The following is a 16,892-nucleotide window of genomic DNA, read 5'->3' as shown; positions in this document are numbered from 1 at the left end:
AGATCGGCCCGCCCCGCATCAGCGACCCCGCTGCATTCGGCCGCGTGGCCGTGCTGATGGGCGGCACCAGTGCCGAGCGCGAGGTCTCGCTCGATTCCGGCAGCAACGTGCTCGAGGCCTTGCGCTCGCGCGGCGTCGATGCGTTCGCCATCGACGGCATACCGGCGCTGGTGGATGCCATCCGCGCCGGCAAGGTCGATCGCGTCTTCAACATCCTGCACGGCAACAAGGGCGGTGGCGAAGACGGCGTCCTGCAGGGCTTATGCGACGCGCTGGGCGTGCCGTACACCGGTTCGGGCGTGCTCGGTTCGGCGCTGAGTATGGACAAGATCCGCACCAAGCAGGTGTGGCTGAGCGTCGGCCTGCCGACGCCGCGCTACGTGCGACTGGGCAAGGGCGACGACGTGCATGCTGCTGCGCGCTCGCTGGGCTTGCCGGTGTTCATCAAGCCGTCGAGCGAAGGCTCCAGCGTCGGCGTGTCGCGCGTGCTGGAGGAATCCGACATCGACGGCGCGGTGGAGCTGGCCGCGAACTACCCCGGCGAGATGCTGATGGAGCAGCTGATCGTGGGCGAGGAACTGACCGTGCCGATGCTGGGTGGCCACGCGCTGCCGTCCATCCGCATCGTGCCGAAGGGCGAGTGGTACGACTACCACGCCAAGTACCTCGCGGACGACACGCAGTACCTGTGCCCGGGGCTGGAAGGCGCGGAAGAGGACGAGATCCGACGTCTCGCAAGCGAGGCGTTCATTGCCGCCGGCTGCAGCGGCTGGGGGCGCGTGGATTTCATGCGTGACCGCGCGAGCGGCCAGCTGTACCTGCTGGAGATCAACACCGCGCCGGGCATGACCAGTCATTCGCTGGTGCCGAAGGCGGCGCGCCAGGTCGGAATTGCGTTCGAGGAACTGTGCTGGCGCGTGCTGGAGTCGAGCTTCCCCGACACCGGAGGTGCGGCGGCGTGAACGCCATGCTTCGCCTCGTCGGGTGGGTCCTCGCGCTGGCACTGGTGGTGCTGCCGATCGTTGCCGTGCTCAACGGCTGGGTCGGTGCGCGCCATTGGCCGCTGACCAAGCTGCGCGCCACCGCCGAGTTCGAACGCGTGGATGCCGCGCTGCTGCAGAAGACGCTGCTGCCCTACGCGCAGCGTGGCTTCTTCGCGGTGGACCTGGCAGCGGCGCAGGACGCAGTGTCGAAGCTGCCGTGGGTGGAACGCGCCGAAGTGCGCAAGCGCTGGCCGGACGTGCTGGAAGTGACCGTGTCCGAGCACCGACCGTTCGCGCGCTGGGGCAACGACCAGCTGCTTTCGGAGCAGGGCAAGTTGTTCCCGGCCAAGGGCATCGACGTGCCGAAGGGCCTGCCGCTGCTGGGCGGCCCGGCGACGCGCGTGGGCGAAGTGGTGGAGATCTACAACGAATCGCGCGCGATGTTCGCGCCGATCGGGCTGGACGTGCGCGAGGTCGGCCTCGACGCGCGCGGCAGCTGGACGCTGGGCCTGGACAACGGTGCGCGCATCGTCGTCGGGCGCAGCGAGGCACGCGCACGACTCGGGCGCTTCGTGCGCCTGCTGCCGCAGTTGCTGGCACAGCAGGCGCAGATCCTGCAGCGCGCCGACCTTCGCTACACCAACGGATTCGCACTGACGTGGGCGCCGATGCCGGCACCCGCGCCCGTGCCGCAACAACAAGGGTCAACATGAATCGCAAGGGTGACAAGTCGCTGATCGTCGGCCTCGACATCGGCACCTCGAAGGTGGTGGCGCTGGTCGGCGAATACTCGCCGGGCAACCCCATCGAGGTGATCGGCATCGGCTCGCACGAATCGCGCGGCCTCAAGCGCGGCGTGGTCGTGGACATCGAATCGACGGTGCAGTCGATCCAGCGCGCCATCGAGGAGGCCGAGTTGATGGCCGGCTGCGAGATCCGCTCGGTTTACGCGTCGATCTCCGGCAACCACGTGCAGTGCCGCAACTCGCAGGGCATCGCGCCGATCCGAGACGGCGAAGTGACCTACGGCGACCTGGACCGCGTGCTGGAGGCGGCCAAGGCCGTTGCCATTCCGGCCGACCAGAAGATCCTGCACGCGATCCCGCGCGACTACGTGCTGGACGACTCGCAGGAAGGCATCCGCAATCCCGTCGGCATGACCGGCGTGCGCCTGGAAGTGCACGCGCACCTGGTGGTGTGTGCGCAGTCGGCCGCGGCCAACATCAGCAAGTGCGTGCAGCGCTGCGGTTTGCAGGTCGATGACCTGGTGCTGAGCGTGCTGGCCTCCAGCCAGGCGGTGCTGACCAACGACGAGCGCGAACTTGGCGTGGTGCTGGTCGACATTGGCGCGGGTACCACCGACATCGCGGTGTTCGTGCAGGGCGCGATCGCGCACAGCGCGAGCCTGCCGATCGCCGGCGACAAGGTCACCGAGGACATTGCGCACATGCTGCGCACGCCGACGCCGGAAGCAGAACAGATCAAGGTGCGCTATGCCTGCGCGCTGGCGCAGATGGCGACGGCGGAAGAATCGATCCAGGTGCCCAGCGTCGGCGATCGTCCGCCGCGCCGCATGCCGCGCGCCTCGCTCGCGCAGGCCGTGCAGGCGCGCTACGAGGAGATCTTCGAAATGATCCAGGCCGAACTGCGTCGCAGCGGCTTCGAGCAGCACGTGCGCGCCGGCATGGTGCTCACCGGCGGCGCCGCGAAGATGGAAGGCGTGGTCGAGCTGGCCGAGGAAATGCTGCAGATGCCGGTGCGCGTGGGCATTCCGCAGCACGTGACGGGCCTGGGCGAAGTGGTCGGCAATCCCGTGCACGCCACCGGCGTCGGCCTGCTGCTGATGGGCAGCCAGATCGAACATCCGCGTCGCCCGGTCATTCCGACCGGTCGCGCCGGCAGCTTCTTCAGCAAGCTCAAGAACTGGTATCGCGGCGAGTTCTGATGATCGGACGCGCCACAGGTTTCACGGAATCGACGCGGCACGGGCCGACGCCGGTTCCCGGTCCGGGGAGGCAGCCCGGGCCACGCGGGAAGGCGAGGCGAAGGCGAAGCGGTACTTGCGGTTGTGCGGCATCAGCGATTTCGAAAGACACATCACATAACTAGCAATACATAACGAGGACGACGACATGGCACATTTCGAACTGGTTGAAAAAATGGCCCCGAATGCGGTGATCAAGGTCATCGGCGTCGGCGGTGGCGGCGGCAACGCCGTCGCACACATGGTCAGCGGCAACGTGGATGGCGTGGAGTTCATCACCGCCAACACCGACGCGCAGGCCATCAAGAACTGCGGCGCCAAGCTGCAGCTGCAGCTCGGCAGCAATGTGACCAAGGGGCTGGGCGCGGGCGCGAATCCGGAAGTCGGCCGCCAGGCCGCGCTGGAAGATCGTGAACGCATCATGGACGCACTGACCGGCGCCGACATGGTGTTCATCACCGCCGGCATGGGCGGCGGCACCGGCACCGGCGCGGCTCCGGTCGTGGCGCAGCTGGCCAAGGAGATGGGCATCCTGACGGTGGCGGTGGTGACCAAGCCGTTCCCGTTCGAAGGCCGTCGCCGCATGCAGGTCGCGCTGAAGGGCATCGAGGAGCTGAGCCACCACTGCGACTCGCTGATCACCATCCCCAACGAGAAGCTGATCACCGTCCTGGGCCGCAACGCCACGATGATCCAGGCCTTCCGCGCGGCCAACGACGTGCTGCTGGGCGCCGTGCAGGGCATCGCCGACCTGATCGTGCGTCCGGGCCTGATCAACGTCGACTTCGCCGACGTGCGCACCGTGATGAGCGAGATGGGCCTGGCGATGATGGGCACCGGCGCGGCGCGCGGCGACGACCGTGCGCAGGCCGCGGCCGAGGCGGCGATCCAGAACCCGCTGCTGGACGACGTGAACCTGTCCGGCGCCAACGGCATCCTGGTCAACATCACCGCCGGTCCGGACTTCACGATGGCCGAGTTCGACGAGGTCGGCCGCACCATCGAGAACTTCGCCTCCGAGGACGCGACCGTCGTCATCGGCACGGTGCTGGATCCGGACATGCAGGACGAGGTCAAGGTGACCGTGGTCGCTACGGGCCTGAACCGCGCGGTCGCCCGCCAGTCCGTGCGTGGCAACGAACGCGAGGTGGCCCGTGCGCCGATCTCGCTGGTTCGCAACGCCACGACCGGCCAGCCGGAATTCACCTCGATGAGCGAGCCGACGCCGGCCGCCCGTCCGGGGTTCGGCGCCAGCCTGCGCGGCGGCGCCAGCGGTCGCGCCGTCGAGCCGTCGTCCACGCCGGCCGTGGCCGATTTCGGCAGCGACAGCAGCTACCTGGACATCCCGGCGTTCCTGCGTCGCCAGGCAGACTGAGTAGCTCCGCCTTGGATCGCAGGGCCGGCTGGCTTGCCGGCTCTGCGTCGCCAGGGAGACTGAAGCAGTAGCAGTTGCTCCCCCGTGGGAGCCGGGAACCGCGCGTTTGCACCCGGACGCGCGATTCCCACCTCCGTCCCGGCCCGCCAGCCGGGGCGGGATGCGTCGTCCCTAGCGCCCCGGACCCGTCCGGGGCTTTTGGGCCGGTCGGCGCCTCCGGGCCCGACCGGCCAGTTTGCGTGGCGGGCGTGACCCGTTTCCGACAAGGTTCAGGCCCCGCGGTGCTATTCTTCCCGGCCGTTCAGGCGGGAATGATTTGCATCCGCCCGCCGCAGTACCCAGATTCCGACAAGAACACAGGCCGCCCCACAGGTCCCCTCCGATGCTGCGCCAGCGCACCCTCAAGAACGTGATCCGCGCCACCGGCGTGGGCCTGCACAGCGGCGAGAAGGTCTTTCTCACCCTGCGCCCGGCACCGGTCGATACCGGCATCGTGTTCCGCCGCGTCGATCTGGACCCGGTGGTGGAGGTGCCCGCCAGCGCCGAACTGGTGACCGAGACGACCCTGTGCACGGGTCTCACCTGCGGTCCGGCCAAGATCCAGACAGTCGAGCACCTGCTGTCAGCATTGGCCGGTCTCGGCGTCGACAATCTATATGTGGAACTCTCGGCTGCCGAGGTTCCGATCATGGACGGCTCCTCGGGACCGTTCGTGTTCCTGCTGCAATCGGCGGGGATCATGGAGCAGGAGGCGCCCAAGCGCTTCATCCGCATCCGCCGCCCCGTGGAAGTGCGCGATGGCGACAAGATCGCCCGTTTCGAACCCTACGACGGCTTCCGCCTAGACTTCACCGTGCAGTTCGACCACCCGGCGATCCCGGCGTCGCAGTCGCGTGCCGTCGTCGAGTTCTCCACCGCCAATTACATCCAGGAAGTGAGCCGCGCCCGCACCTTCGGCTTCATGCGCGACCTGGAGTACATGCGCGACCGCAACCTCGGCCTGGGCGGCTCGATGGACAACGCGATCGTGCTGGACGAGTTCCGCGTCCTCAACGAGGACGGCCTGCGCTACGCCGACGAATTCGTCCGCCACAAGATCCTCGATGCGGTGGGGGACCTGTACCTCGCCGGCCATCCGATCATCGGCGCCTACACCGGCTACAAGTCCGGCCACGCGCTCAACAATAAGCTCGTGCGCGCCCTGCTGGCCGAACGTTCCGCTTGGGACGAGGTCACCTTCGCCGACACCGAGGCCAGCGAACCGCCGGTCACCTACGGCATCCCCGCCACGGCCTGAGCTTGGCGGCAGCAGTGCGGCGCATTGATCGCCGCAATCGTTTTCCTGAATTGGGCGAACGTCACAGACGTGAACATCGCGTGACGTGTTAACGTATTTATAACGAAACCCTTGCGAAAGGTTTCTAACCTCTTAACAATTTCAAGGGGTTAGGCCTTTAGCATGCCCCGAACCCTGGCGTATCGACCGTTCCCGGCACTCCAACTGCCGAGCCGGCGTGAAGCTCAGGTGGCGTCCTTGGACCCGGAGGGGTCCGGTTCCTTCAGGGACGCCAGGGCTGCCTGCAGAGCCTGTAGTGCAGCCGCGGAGATGGGTTTGGCTTTCCGGTCCGATTGCGGGGAGGCAGTCACCGGCGTTGTCGTTTTGACGATGAGTTCAGCCGCATCCAGCCCGATGGAACGGGCCGCGTCGAGTAGTTCAGGGGCTGCGAGCCGAAGCTTGGCTCGCCACACCGGGGCATCGACGACAAACACGAGCCTGCCGCGCTCGTAGTTGGCCAGCCGCGCATGGGCGGCCAGCGAAGGCGGCAGGAGTGGGCGAAACCGTTGGTCCAGTTCGTCTAGCCACAGTGCACGACGAACCGGGCCGCCAGCGGGCTCGGCGAGCAGCGCTTCGAGCGCGGCGCGTGGGGTCGAAGGGTGGCCTCGCGGCGACCTGGGCTTGGAATCAGACATTCAGACAATGACCTATCCAACCATCGTAAACAAAACCCGCGTGCAACTGGCGTACTGGCTGCAGCGGGCGGCTCATTGGGGCGCACAGCGTCCCGCCCTGGCGATGGCACTGCTGCTGGGTACCGGTACCGCACTCGGTGCCGGCGTGGGCCTGGCCGACAACGCGCTGCTGCGCGGCAAGGTCGAACGCCAGGAAGCAATGCTCGAAGTGACGCGCCGGGACGCCCAGCGCGAGATCAACGCCCTGGCGGCCCGCATGGGCGAGCTGCAGGCCGAAGCCAACCGCCTCAACGCCCTCGGCGAGCGCCTGACCCGCATCGGCCAGCTCCAGGACGGCGAGTTCGATTTCGACAAGCCGGTCGGCGTCGGTGGCGTCGGCCCGGTCCGCGACATGACCAAGCCGGAACTCGACGAGGGCATGGCCACGCTGGACGCGCAGTTCAAGGCGTCGGGCGAGCAGCTCTCGGTGCTCGAGTCGCTGCTGTTCAACCGCCAGCTCGACATGAACGCCGTGCCAGGCCGCGAACCGATCGCCAACAGCTACATCACCTCCGGCTTCGGCGGTCGCGCCGATCCGTTCAGCGGTGGCCATGCCAACCACAAGGGCATCGACTTCAAGGCCAACGTCGGCGATCCGGTGCTGGCGGTGGCGGACGGCGTGGTGAGCTACTCGGGCGTGCGCTCGGGCTACGGCAACGTGATCGAGGTCGATCACGGCAACGGCTACGTGACCCGCTATGCGCACAACTCGCGCCTGACCCGCAAGGTCGGCGAGCTGGTCCGTGCCGGGCAGGAGATCGCCAAGGCCGGCTCGACGGGTCGCTCCACGGGCGCCCACGTGCACTTCGAGGTCTGGGAAAACGGCCGCGTGGTCAACCCGCGTAATTTTCTAAGCCAGCAGTCTCCGCTGAAGATGCAGATCAAGGGCTGAGCCGCCCGCCATCCGCGAAGGCCGCATGCCGGTTACCGGTCCGGGCTTGCAAGCACGTCCGGGCGCCTCAAGATACAATCGGCGCGGCCACAGTTCAGGCTCGATACGATCGGGGCGCACGGCGCCCCGATTCCATTTGAGCCGGCCAGACATCCTCCAGGGGAACTTGCCGGCGGACGCGGACTCTGAATGCGTCCTGCCTGCCGGTCTCCTGCTCCGCTTTCCGGATCCGTACATGCTCAACAGCCTGCTTACCCGCGTTTTCGGCAGTCGCAACGAACGCCTGCTGCGTCAACTGCAACGTTCCGTCGCCAAGATCAACGCGCTCGAAGCGGAGATGCAGAAGCTCTCCGACGCCGACCTCCAGGCCAAGACACCGGAATTCCAGAAGCGCATCGCCGACGGCGAGTCGCTCGACAAGATCCTGCCGGAGGCGTTCGCGGTCTGCCGCGAGGCCGGCAAGCGCGTGCTGGGCATGCGCCATTACGACGTGCAGCTGATCGGCGGCATGGTGCTGCACCTGGGCAAGATCGCCGAGATGCGCACGGGCGAGGGCAAGACCCTGGTCGCGACGCTGCCGGTGTACCTCAATGCCCTGGAAGGCAAGGGCGTGCATGTGGTCACCGTCAACGACTACCTGGCCCGCCGCGACGCCGCCTGGATGGGCAAGCTGTACAACTGGCTGGGCCTGACGGTGGGCGTCGTGTACCCCGGCATGCCGCACTCGGACAAGCACGCCGCCTACGCCGCCGACATCACCTACGGCACCAACAACGAGTTCGGCTTCGACTACCTGCGCGACAACATGGCGCTGTCGAAGGACGACCGTTTCCAGCGTGGCCTGCACTACGCCATCGTGGACGAGGTCGACTCGATCCTGATCGATGAGGCGCGCACGCCGCTCATCATTTCGGGCCCGGCCGACGAGTCGCCGGAGCTGTACATCAAAGTCAACCGCATCGTTCCGAACCTCGTCCGCCAGGCGACGGAAGAGAGCGAGGGCGACTACTGGGTCGACGAGAAGAGCAAGCAGGTGCACCTGTCCGAATCGGGCCAGGAGCATGCCGAGGCGCTGCTGCGCCAGGCGGGCATCCTGCAGGGCGACGAGGACTCGCTGTACAGCCCGCAGAACCTGAGCGTGGTGCACCACCTCAACGCCGCCATGCGCGCGCATGCCATCTACCAGCGCGACGTGGACTACATCGTGCGCGATGGCGAGGTGGTGATCGTCGACGAGTTCACCGGACGCACGCTGCCGGGCCGTCGCTGGTCGGACGGCCTGCACCAGGCGGTCGAGGCGAAGGAAGGCGTGCCGGTCCAGCGCGAGAACCAGACGCTGGCCAGCATCACATTCCAGAACCTGTTCCGCATGTACAAGAAGCTGTCCGGCATGACCGGCACGGCGGACACCGAGGCGTACGAATTCCAGAGCATCTACGGCCTGGAAGTCATCGTGATCCCGCCCAACAAGGCGGTGCAACGCAAGGACCACCCGGATGCGGTGTTCCTCAACCGCAACGGCAAGTACCGCGCGGTGCTGAACGAGATCAAGGAAGCCAACGCGCGCCGCCAGCCGGTGCTGGTGGGCACGACCTCGATCGAAGTGTCCGAAATGCTGAGCCAGCAGCTGAAGGACGCCGGCATCCACCACGAGGTGCTCAACGCCAAGCAGCATGAGCGGGAGGCGCAGATCGTCGCGCAGGCGGGTCGCCCGGGCGCGATCACCATCGCCACCAACATGGCCGGCCGCGGTACCGACATCGTGCTGGGCGGCTCGCTGGAGAACGAACTGGCCGAGCTGGAAGCCAAGAACGACGGCGAGATCGATGAGGTCACCAAGGCGCGCCTGAAGTCGGAATGGCAAGCTCGTCACGAAGCGGTCAAGGCCGCCGGCGGCCTGCACATCGTCGGCACCGAGCGCCACGAGAGCCGCCGCATCGACAACCAGCTGCGCGGCCGCGCCGGCCGACAGGGCGACCCGGGTTCCAGCCGGTTCTACCTGTCGCTGGAAGACAACCTGATGCGCATCTTCGCGGCAGACTGGGTGCAGCGCGTGATGGCGCGCATGGGTCTGAAGGAAGACGACATCATCGAAAGCCCGCTGGTGACCAAGCAGATCGCCAACGCGCAGCGCAAGGTCGAGGCCCACAACTTCGACATCCGCAAGAACCTGCTGGACTTCGACGACGTCAACAACGACCAGCGCAAGGTCATCTACGCCCAGCGCGACGAGTTGCTGGAAGCCGAAAGCGTGCAGGAGAACATCGAGGGCATCCGCGGCGATGTGGTCGCCGACATCGTCGCCCGCTTCGTGCCGCCCAACTCCATCGACGAGCAGTGGGACCTGCCGGGCCTGGAAGCGACGCTTGCGCAGGAATTCGGCGTGCAGATGCCGCTGGTCGCGATGGCGAAGGAAAGCGAGGAGTTGGACGCGGAGACGATCGAGGAGCGGGTGCAGGAAACCGTGCGCCAGCACTTCGACGAGCGCGAGAAGCAACTCGGCAGCGAAACCATGCGCCTGCTGGAAAAGCACATCATGCTCAACGTGCTGGACCAGAACTGGAAGGAGCACCTGGCCCGCATGGATTACCTGCGCCAAGGCATCCACCTGCGTGGTTACGCGCAGAAGCAGCCCAAGCAGGAGTACAAGAAGGAAGCCTTCGAGTTGTTCTCCGAGATGCTGGAGAAGGTGAAGCGCGAAGTCGTCACGTTGCTGGCGCGTGTGCGCATCCGCAGCGAGGAGGAAGTCGCGGCCCTGGAGGCGCAGGAGCGCGCCGCCGCCGAGGCGCAGGCGCGGCAGATGCAGTTTCAGCACGCCAGTGCCGGTGGCTACGGCGCCGACGAGGAAGCCGAGCAGGCGCAGGCGCGTGGCGCGGCCGGTGGCGACGCGTTCGCCAATGTTGGCCGCAACGACCCCTGCCCATGCGGCAGCGGCAAGAAGTACAAGCACTGCCATGGACAGCTGGCCTGAGTCATCGGCCCGCACATCGCCTTCCCCGCATGAGGGGGAAGGCGTCGTGACGCGAGGCGCCTGATGCCCTCGGTCACTTCGGTACCTCCGTTGTCAGACAGCCGCGTTGCGACGCCTTCGAGCGCCGGCGTGCCGCTTCGCGTCGTCGAAGTGGTTGCAGGCGTGATCCGCGATGCCCGCGGCCGTGTGCTGCTGGCACGACGTACGGAAGGACGCGATCTGGCAGGCCTGTGGGAATTCCCGGGCGGCAAGCGCGAGCCCGGCGAGTCGGCCGAGGAAGCACTGGCCCGTGAGCTGCACGAGGAACTGGGGATCGAGGTCGAGATCGGCCCGGCGCTGATCACGGTACCCCAACGCTATCCGGACAAGCGGCTGCGCCTGGACGTACGCGTCATCACTGCCTGGCGCGGAAATGCGCACGGGCGGGAAGGGCAGGCGCTGGTGTGGGTACCGCCTGGCAAGCTCCCCACCTATTCGATGCCGCCGGCCGACCGGCCGGTGGTCGCGGCCCTGCTGCAGCCACCTCATTATCTGGTGACGCCTATGCCCGACGGCGGCGATGCGTCGTGGCTCGCCAGCCTCGAGGCCGCACTCGCGTCCGGCGTGCGGCGCGTACAGCTGCGCGCACCCGGCGTCGAACCGCAGCGCTGGCGATCGCTGGTGGCCTGTGCCGTGCACCTGTGCCGGCAGGCCGGGGCGGAAGTGCTGGTCAACGCCGACGTCGCCCTCGCGCGCGAGTTCTGCATCGGCGTCCACCTGCCGGCGGCGCTGCTGCATTCGTTGGATGGGCGCCCGTTGCCCACGGCGATTCCGGTCGGCGCGTCCTGCCACACTGCCGAGGATCTGCATGCCGCCGAAGCGCTTGGTTGCGACTTCGCCGTGCTGGGTAACCTTCGGCCGACGCCGAGTCATCCGGGACGCGCCGGCATCGGCTGGGACGGCTTTGCGGCGCTTCGCGAAGGCGTGTCCCTGCCGATCTACGCCATCGGCGGGCTGGCACCCGAGGATCTGGACGGGGCTCGGCAGTGCGGTGCCCAGGGCATAGCGGCGATCCGGGGACTGTGGCCGGCCGTCTGAGCGCTTTTCTTCAGACGGACGCGCCGGCCAAGGCGCGATAGCGACGATCCAGCGCCGCGACGTGCGCATCCAGCCTGTCCAGCGGGCCATCGTTGACGATGATGTCGTCGGCGATCGTGAGCCGTTGTTCGCGGGTGGCCTGTGCCGCGATCATGCGCTGCGCGAGTTCGGCATCGACTCGGTCTCGTTCCATCACGCGCGCGCGCTGCACATCGACATGCGCGTCGACCACCAGGATGCGCGACAACCACGGATAGGCCTCTCGTCCGCCACCCTCCGCCAGCAGCGGAATGGCGGCCATCGCATACGGTCCCGGTGCGGCCGCGCAGGTCTCGCGCAAGGCGGCCCGAACGCGTGGGTGGATGACGGCTTCCAGGCGCCTGCGCGCGGCTTCGTCGGCGAACACGTGGCGACGCATCGCGGCCCGATCGAGGCTTCCGTCAGCTGCCAGCATGCCGGGCCCGAACTGCTCCACCAGTTCCGCCAGTCCAGGCGATCCCGGGGCCACGGCTTCGCGCGCGGCAAGGTCCGCATCGGCCACGAAAATTCCCAGCGCCTGGAAACGGCGCGTGACCTCGCTTTTGCCGGACGCCACGCCTCCGGTAATGCCCACGATGAAATCGCTCATCCGCGCGATGTTAGCGACTTGGCGCTACCACGAGCGCGAAAGCCGGCTACTTCAGCCCGGAGTACTGCATGTAGGCGCCGATCATCTGCTCGCCCCAGAAAAAGACAATCCAGCCAGCGATGGCGAGATACGGGCCGAACGGAATCGGCGTCGCCCGGTCGCGACCCTTCATCGCCAGCCAGATCGAGCCGATGATGGCGCCGACCAGCGACGACAGCAGGATGGTCGGCAGGATGCCCTTGAGTCCCGTCCACGCACCGATGGCGGCCAGCAGCTTGAAGTCGCCATGGCCCATGCCTTCCTTGCCCGTGAGCTGCTTGAACAGCCACCAGACGGTCCACAGGCTCAGGTAACCGGCTACCGCACCCAGCAACGCGGGTTTGGCCGGAAAGTACAGGTTGTCCGACGCCGCGATCAGGCCCAGCCACATCAGCGGCAATGTGAGCTGGTCGGGCAGCAGCTGCGTGCGCAGGTCGATGCCCGACAACACGATCAGGAAGCAGGTGAAGACGATGGCGCCGAAGCCCTGCCAGCCGAATCCGAACCGCCACACGCAGGCGATCACCAGCAGCATGGTCAGAAGTTCGACCAGCGGATACTGCGGCGAGATCGGCGCCTTGCAGTTGCGGCACTTGCCGCGCAGGGCGAGGTAGCTGAACACCGGGATGTTCTCGTACCACGCCAGCTGGTGCTTGCAGTGCGGGCAGTGCGAGCGCTCCACCACGATGCCAGGCGGTGGCGGGTCGTAGGTTTCCGGCTCGCCCAGCACCTCGCGGCTGTCGCGCCGCCATTGCCACTCCAGCCGTTTGGGCAGCCGGAGGATCACCACGTTGAGGAAGCTGCCGACCAGCAGGCCGAATCCTGCCGCCAGCGGAAAACCGATGGCGGGGTTTTGATCGAGGAATGCCATGCGCGGAATTGTGGCCTAAGTCGTCGTCCCGATCAGCCCACGGTGGCCGCGAGCTTGAAGATCGGCAGGTACATGGCCACGACCATGCCGCCGACGATGACGCCCAGGAACACCATGATCAGCGGCTCCAGCAGGCTCGCCAGCGCGTCCACCGCGTTGTTGACTTCCTGCTCGTAGAACTCGGCGACCTTGAACAGCATCGTGTCCAGTGCACCGGCCTCTTCGCCGATCGCCGTCATCTGCACGACCATGTGCGGGAACAGGTTGACCTGCTTCATCGCAACGTTGACCGGATAGCCCACCGAGACGTCATCGCGGATATTGCGCACCGCATCTTCGTACACCACGTTGCCGGTCGCGCCGGCCACGGTGTCCAGCGCTTCCACCAGCGGCACACCGGCCTTGAACGTGACCGCGAGCGTGCGGGAGAAGCGGGCGATGGCCGAGTTGTGCATGATCTGACCGATCACAGGCAACTTCAGGATCATCCGGTCGAGCAGGCGCGAGAACGCCACGGAGCGGTTCTTGGCCATGATGAATGCGACGATCACGCCAACGACGCCGAGGAGCATCGCCCACCACCAGCTCACCATGAAGCGGCTGAGGGCGACGATCATCTTGGTGAAGGCGGGCAGGTCCGCACCGAAGCCCTTGAAGACCTCCTCGAACTGCGGCACCACGAACACAAGCAGGATCGAGCTCACGATGAGCGCGACCGCGATGACCATCGCGGGGTAGAACATCGCTTTCTTGATCTTGCCCTTCAGGGCTTCGATGTTCTCCTTGTAGGTCGCCACCGTGTCGAGCACCGTCTCAAGCACACCCGCCGCTTCACCGGCCCTCACCAGGTTGCGATAGAGCTCGTCGAACTGGACCGGATGCTTGCTGAGCGCTTCATACAGCGACGAGCCGCTCTCGATGTCGGCGCGGATGGTGTTTACCAGCGACGACATGCGCGGGTTCTTGTTGCCGTTGGCGATGATCTCCATGGCGCCGACGATCGGCACGCCCGACTTCATCATCGTCGCGATCTGGCGGCTGAACACGGCGATGTCGAGTGGCGTGATGCGCTTGCCGGCAGCGCCGAACAGCGGCTTCGGCTTGGGCTTGACCACCTTGGGCTGAATGCCCTGCTTCCGCAGTTCGGCACGCAGCGCATTGGCGTTCTTGGCCTGCTGCTCGCCCTTCATGACCTTGCCGCGCTTGTCCGTGCCCTGCCAGACAAAAACGCTCAGTGGGTCGGCCCTGCGGACGGTGTTCGGACGGGTGGCGGAGCGGGTCGCGGACATGGCTTAGTCCTTGGTTACGCGGTTGATTTCGGCGAGGCTGGTCACGCCGTTCTTCACTTTCAGTAAGGCGGACTGGCGCAGGTCGCGCACGCCCGACCGCAGTGCGGCCTCGGCGATCTGCAACGCGTTGCCGCCTTCCAGGACGATGGCCTGGATCTGTTCGGTCATCGGCATTACCTGATAGATGCCGGTTCGGCCCTTGTAACCCTCGGTGCAGTCGGGGCAGCCGACGGGCTCGTAGATCTTCAGGCCAGCCGTGATCTCCTCGTGCGTGAAGCCCTCGGCCAGCAGCGCATGCTCCGGCAGGTGGACTTCACGCTTGCAATCGTGCAGGCGCCGCGCGAGTCGCTGCGCGATGATCAGCGTGACCGACGAGGTGATGTTGTAGGGCGCGATGCCCATGTTCATCAGGCGCGAGATGGTCTGCGGGGCGTCGTTGGTGTGCAACGTCGAGAGGACCAGGTGGCCCGTCTGCGCCGCCTTCACCGCGATCTCCGCGGTTTCCAGGTCGCGGATTTCGCCGACCATCACCACGTCCGGGTCCTGGCGCAGGAAGCTGCGCAGCGCCGCGGCGAAGGTCATGCCCTTCTTCGCGTTCATCTGCACCTGGTTGATGCCCGGCACGCGGATTTCGACCGGGTCTTCGACCGTGGAGACGTTGCGCTGTTCCTGGTTGAGGATGTTCAGGCCGGTGTACAGCGAGACTGTCTTGCCCGAACCCGTCGGACCGGTCACCAGGATCATGCCGTACGGCTTGGCCAGAGCCTGCTCGTACAGTTCGCGCTGGTCGTCCTCGTAGCCCAGCTTGTCGATGCCCAGCTTGGCCGCGCTGCCGTCGAGGATACGCAGCACCACCTTCTCCCCGAACAGGGTCGGCAGGGTGCTGACGCGAAAGTCGACCTGCTTCGTCTTGGAAATGTTGAGCTTGATGCGGCCGTCCTGCGGCACGCGCTTCTCGGCGATGTCCAGCTGTGCCATCACCTTCAGGCGGGCCGCGATGCGGGCCGACAGGTTGGGCGGCACCTTGGTGACCTGCTTGAGCAGGCCGTCGATGCGCAGGCGGACCCGGTATTCGGTCTCGTAGGGCTCGAAGTGGATGTCCGAGGAGCCGCGACGGATCGCATCCACGAGCACCTTGTTGACGAACTTCACGACGGGGGTGTCGTCCGTCTTGACGTCGACACCGCTCTCGCTGGACAGGTCGGCATCGCCGCCAGAGACGTCCAGCGTCTCTAGGCCTTCCTGGTCGCCGACCGTGTCGGCAAGCGTGTCGCTGGCCTCCAACCACTGATCTATCGCCCGACGCAGCCGGTCCTCGTCGATCAGGATCGGCTCAATCGCGAAATTGGTCTGGAACTTGACCTCGTCCAACGCCTGCGAGTTGGTCGGGTCCGAGATGCCCAGGAACAGCCGGTTGCCACGCTTGAACAGCGGCAGCACCGTGTGCTTGCGGATGGTCGCTTCGCTGACCAGCTTGATGCCGGACTGGCCAGGGTCGAATGCGGTTACGTCCAGCAGCGGCACGCCGAACTCGACCGAATTCGCGGCGGCCATCTGGACCGGCGTGACCAGGCGCTTTTCGGCCAGATAGAGCGCGATCGGCTGCCGCTGGGCCGTGGCCGATGCGAGGGCCTGGCGGGCGGCAGCGTCGTCCAGAGCACCGTCCAGCACCAAGCGCCGGGCGATGCCGGTGATCCCCACCAGATTGGCAGTGGCGACGGTGCTCATGGAACCCCCTGAATTTCCCCGAACCGACTCTACCGCAAACCCATGGCGTTGTAGCGGACAGCGCGCACGTTTGGAGCTCCGGCCCCCTGTTAAGGCGTGAAATGGAGACGGCTGCACCTTCTGAAGGAGAGGCGTTTCCCCTACTCTGTGGCAAAGGGGGAGCAATGCGCGTTTCTGTTGTACTGCCGGCCAAGAACGAGGCCGAGGGCCTGGCGCGGACGCTGCCGCAACTACGTGAGCAGTGGCCGGATGCCGAAGTGATCGTCGTCGACGACGGGTCGACTGACGACACCGTCGGCGTGGCCGCCGCGAACGGCGCCCGCGTGCTCTCGTCGCCGTACTCGATGGGCAATGGCGCTGCCATCAAGCGTGGGGCCCGTGCGGCAACCGGTGACGTCATCGTATTCATGGACGCCGACGGCCAGCACAGCGCCGCCCACGTCGGCCTGCTGCTGGACAAGCTGGCGGAGGGATACGACATGGTGGTTGGTGCGCGCGACAGCAGCGGCCAGGCCAACCTGCACCGCGGCTTCGCCAATGCGCTCTACAACCGCCTGGCCAGCTGGATGACCGGGCACGCCATCCTCGACCTCACCTCGGGCTTTCGGGCTGCCCGCGCCGAGAAGTTCCGCGAGTTCCTGCACCTGCTGCCAAACGGCTTCAGCTATCCCACGACGAGCACGATGGCGTTCTTCCGTAGTGCGTACCCGGTGGCCTACGTGCCAATCCCGGTTGCCAAGCGAATTGGTACCAACAGCCACATCCGCCCTATCAAGGACGGCATCCGCTTCCTGCTGATCATCTTCAAGATTGCGACGCTGTATTCGCCGCTGAAGCTGTTTGCGCCGGCAGGACTGACATTCTTTCTCATCGGCCTGGGGTACTACGGCTTCACTTTCTTCACCCAGCATCGCCTGACCAACATGAGCGTGCTGCTGTTCAGTGCATCAGTGATCATCTTCCTGATTGGTCTGGTTTCGGAACAGATCACCGGGCTAACTTACCTAGGTGCGCGCGCACCTCAGGATGAGACGTGAGTTCCTAG

The 16,892-nt window shown here is 66.4% G+C and carries 14 protein-coding genes; 9 read left to right on the top strand and 5 right to left on the bottom strand.

The features are described from left to right. Positions 1-2 precede the first annotated feature (2 nt). From VFE83_RS08715 to lpxC, 5 genes are all read left to right on the top strand, one after another. Positions 3-962 (top strand): D-alanine--D-alanine ligase, encoded by a 960-nt coding sequence (locus VFE83_RS08715; protein ID WP_324905212.1) that lies wholly within the window; start codon positions 3-5, stop codon positions 960-962. Next, positions 959-1,696: a cell division protein FtsQ/DivIB gene (locus tag VFE83_RS08710; RefSeq protein WP_324905118.1), complete on the top strand. Its 738-nt coding sequence runs from the start codon at positions 959-961 to the stop codon at positions 1,694-1,696. The genes VFE83_RS08715 and VFE83_RS08710 overlap by 4 nt, the downstream gene beginning before the upstream one ends. Next, a complete protein-coding gene (ftsA, locus tag VFE83_RS08705) occupies positions 1,693-2,928 on the top strand; it encodes a cell division protein FtsA (protein WP_324905116.1) in 1,236 nt (411 codons plus the stop codon). Before VFE83_RS08710 ends, ftsA begins: the two co-directional genes overlap by 4 nt. 187 nt (positions 2,929-3,115) lie before the next feature. Beyond that, on the top strand, positions 3,116-4,342 hold the full coding sequence (gene ftsZ / locus VFE83_RS08700) for a cell division protein FtsZ (RefSeq protein WP_324905114.1): 1,227 nt from the start codon (positions 3,116-3,118) through the stop codon (positions 4,340-4,342). 382 nt (positions 4,343-4,724) lie between these two features. Next, a complete protein-coding gene (gene lpxC, locus VFE83_RS08695; RefSeq protein ID WP_324905112.1) occupies positions 4,725-5,639 on the top strand; it encodes a UDP-3-O-acyl-N-acetylglucosamine deacetylase in 915 nt (304 codons plus the stop codon). Between the two features lie 224 nt (positions 5,640-5,863). Here the strand turns inward: lpxC and VFE83_RS08690 are convergent, their stop codons facing one another. Further along, on the bottom strand, positions 5,864-6,313 hold the full coding sequence (locus tag VFE83_RS08690) for a DUF721 domain-containing protein (RefSeq protein ID WP_324905110.1): 450 nt from the start codon (positions 6,311-6,313) through the stop codon (positions 5,864-5,866). 7 nt (positions 6,314-6,320) lie between these two features. On the opposite strand from VFE83_RS08690, the gene VFE83_RS08685 reads away from it, so the two are divergent. The 3 genes from VFE83_RS08685 (at position 6,321) to VFE83_RS08675 (ending at position 11,292) form a co-directional block, all read left to right on the top strand. Next, entirely contained in the window at positions 6,321-7,244 is a 924-nt protein-coding gene (locus tag VFE83_RS08685; RefSeq protein ID WP_414674711.1) for a M23 family metallopeptidase, read from the top strand. A 235-nt stretch (positions 7,245-7,479) separates the two neighbouring features. Continuing rightward, positions 7,480-10,215 (top strand): preprotein translocase subunit SecA, encoded by a 2,736-nt coding sequence (gene secA / locus VFE83_RS08680; protein ID WP_324905108.1) that lies wholly within the window; start codon positions 7,480-7,482, stop codon positions 10,213-10,215. 129 nt (positions 10,216-10,344) lie between these two features. Further along, entirely contained in the window at positions 10,345-11,292 is a 948-nt protein-coding gene (locus VFE83_RS08675) for a Nudix family hydrolase (RefSeq protein WP_324905106.1), read from the top strand. A 10-nt stretch (positions 11,293-11,302) separates the two neighbouring features. Here the strand turns inward: VFE83_RS08675 and coaE are convergent, their stop codons facing one another. Genes coaE through pilB form a run of 4 tightly spaced genes read right to left on the bottom strand, consistent with a single transcriptional unit; the run spans position 11,303 to position 15,847 of the window. Beyond that, positions 11,303-11,920, bottom strand: coding sequence for a dephospho-CoA kinase (gene coaE / locus VFE83_RS08670; protein ID WP_324905104.1), 618 nt, complete (start codon positions 11,918-11,920; stop codon positions 11,303-11,305). A gap of 46 nt (positions 11,921-11,966) precedes the next feature. After that, on the bottom strand, positions 11,967-12,830 hold the full coding sequence (locus VFE83_RS08665; RefSeq protein ID WP_324905102.1) for an A24 family peptidase: 864 nt from the start codon (positions 12,828-12,830) through the stop codon (positions 11,967-11,969). A 32-nt stretch (positions 12,831-12,862) separates the two neighbouring features. Beyond that, positions 12,863-14,119 (bottom strand): type II secretion system F family protein, encoded by a 1,257-nt coding sequence (locus tag VFE83_RS08660; protein WP_324905100.1) that lies wholly within the window; start codon positions 14,117-14,119, stop codon positions 12,863-12,865. 3 nt (positions 14,120-14,122) lie between these two features. Beyond that, entirely contained in the window at positions 14,123-15,847 is a 1,725-nt protein-coding gene (gene pilB, locus VFE83_RS08655) for a type IV-A pilus assembly ATPase PilB (RefSeq protein WP_324905098.1), read from the bottom strand. Between the two features lie 164 nt (positions 15,848-16,011). On the opposite strand from pilB, the gene VFE83_RS08650 reads away from it, so the two are divergent. After that, the gene (locus tag VFE83_RS08650; RefSeq protein WP_324905096.1) at positions 16,012-16,884 is read left to right on the top strand and encodes a glycosyltransferase family 2 protein; all 873 of its coding nucleotides are present in this window, start codon (positions 16,012-16,014) and stop codon (positions 16,882-16,884) included. Positions 16,885-16,892 lie beyond the last annotated feature (8 nt).

The organism is Lysobacter sp. (assembly GCF_035655815.1).
In the GTDB taxonomy this organism is placed as follows: domain Bacteria; phylum Pseudomonadota; class Gammaproteobacteria; order Xanthomonadales; family Xanthomonadaceae; genus Lysobacter_J.
Note: the sequence above shows the minus strand (reverse complement) of the source record. Positions and strands in the feature narration are given on the sequence as shown.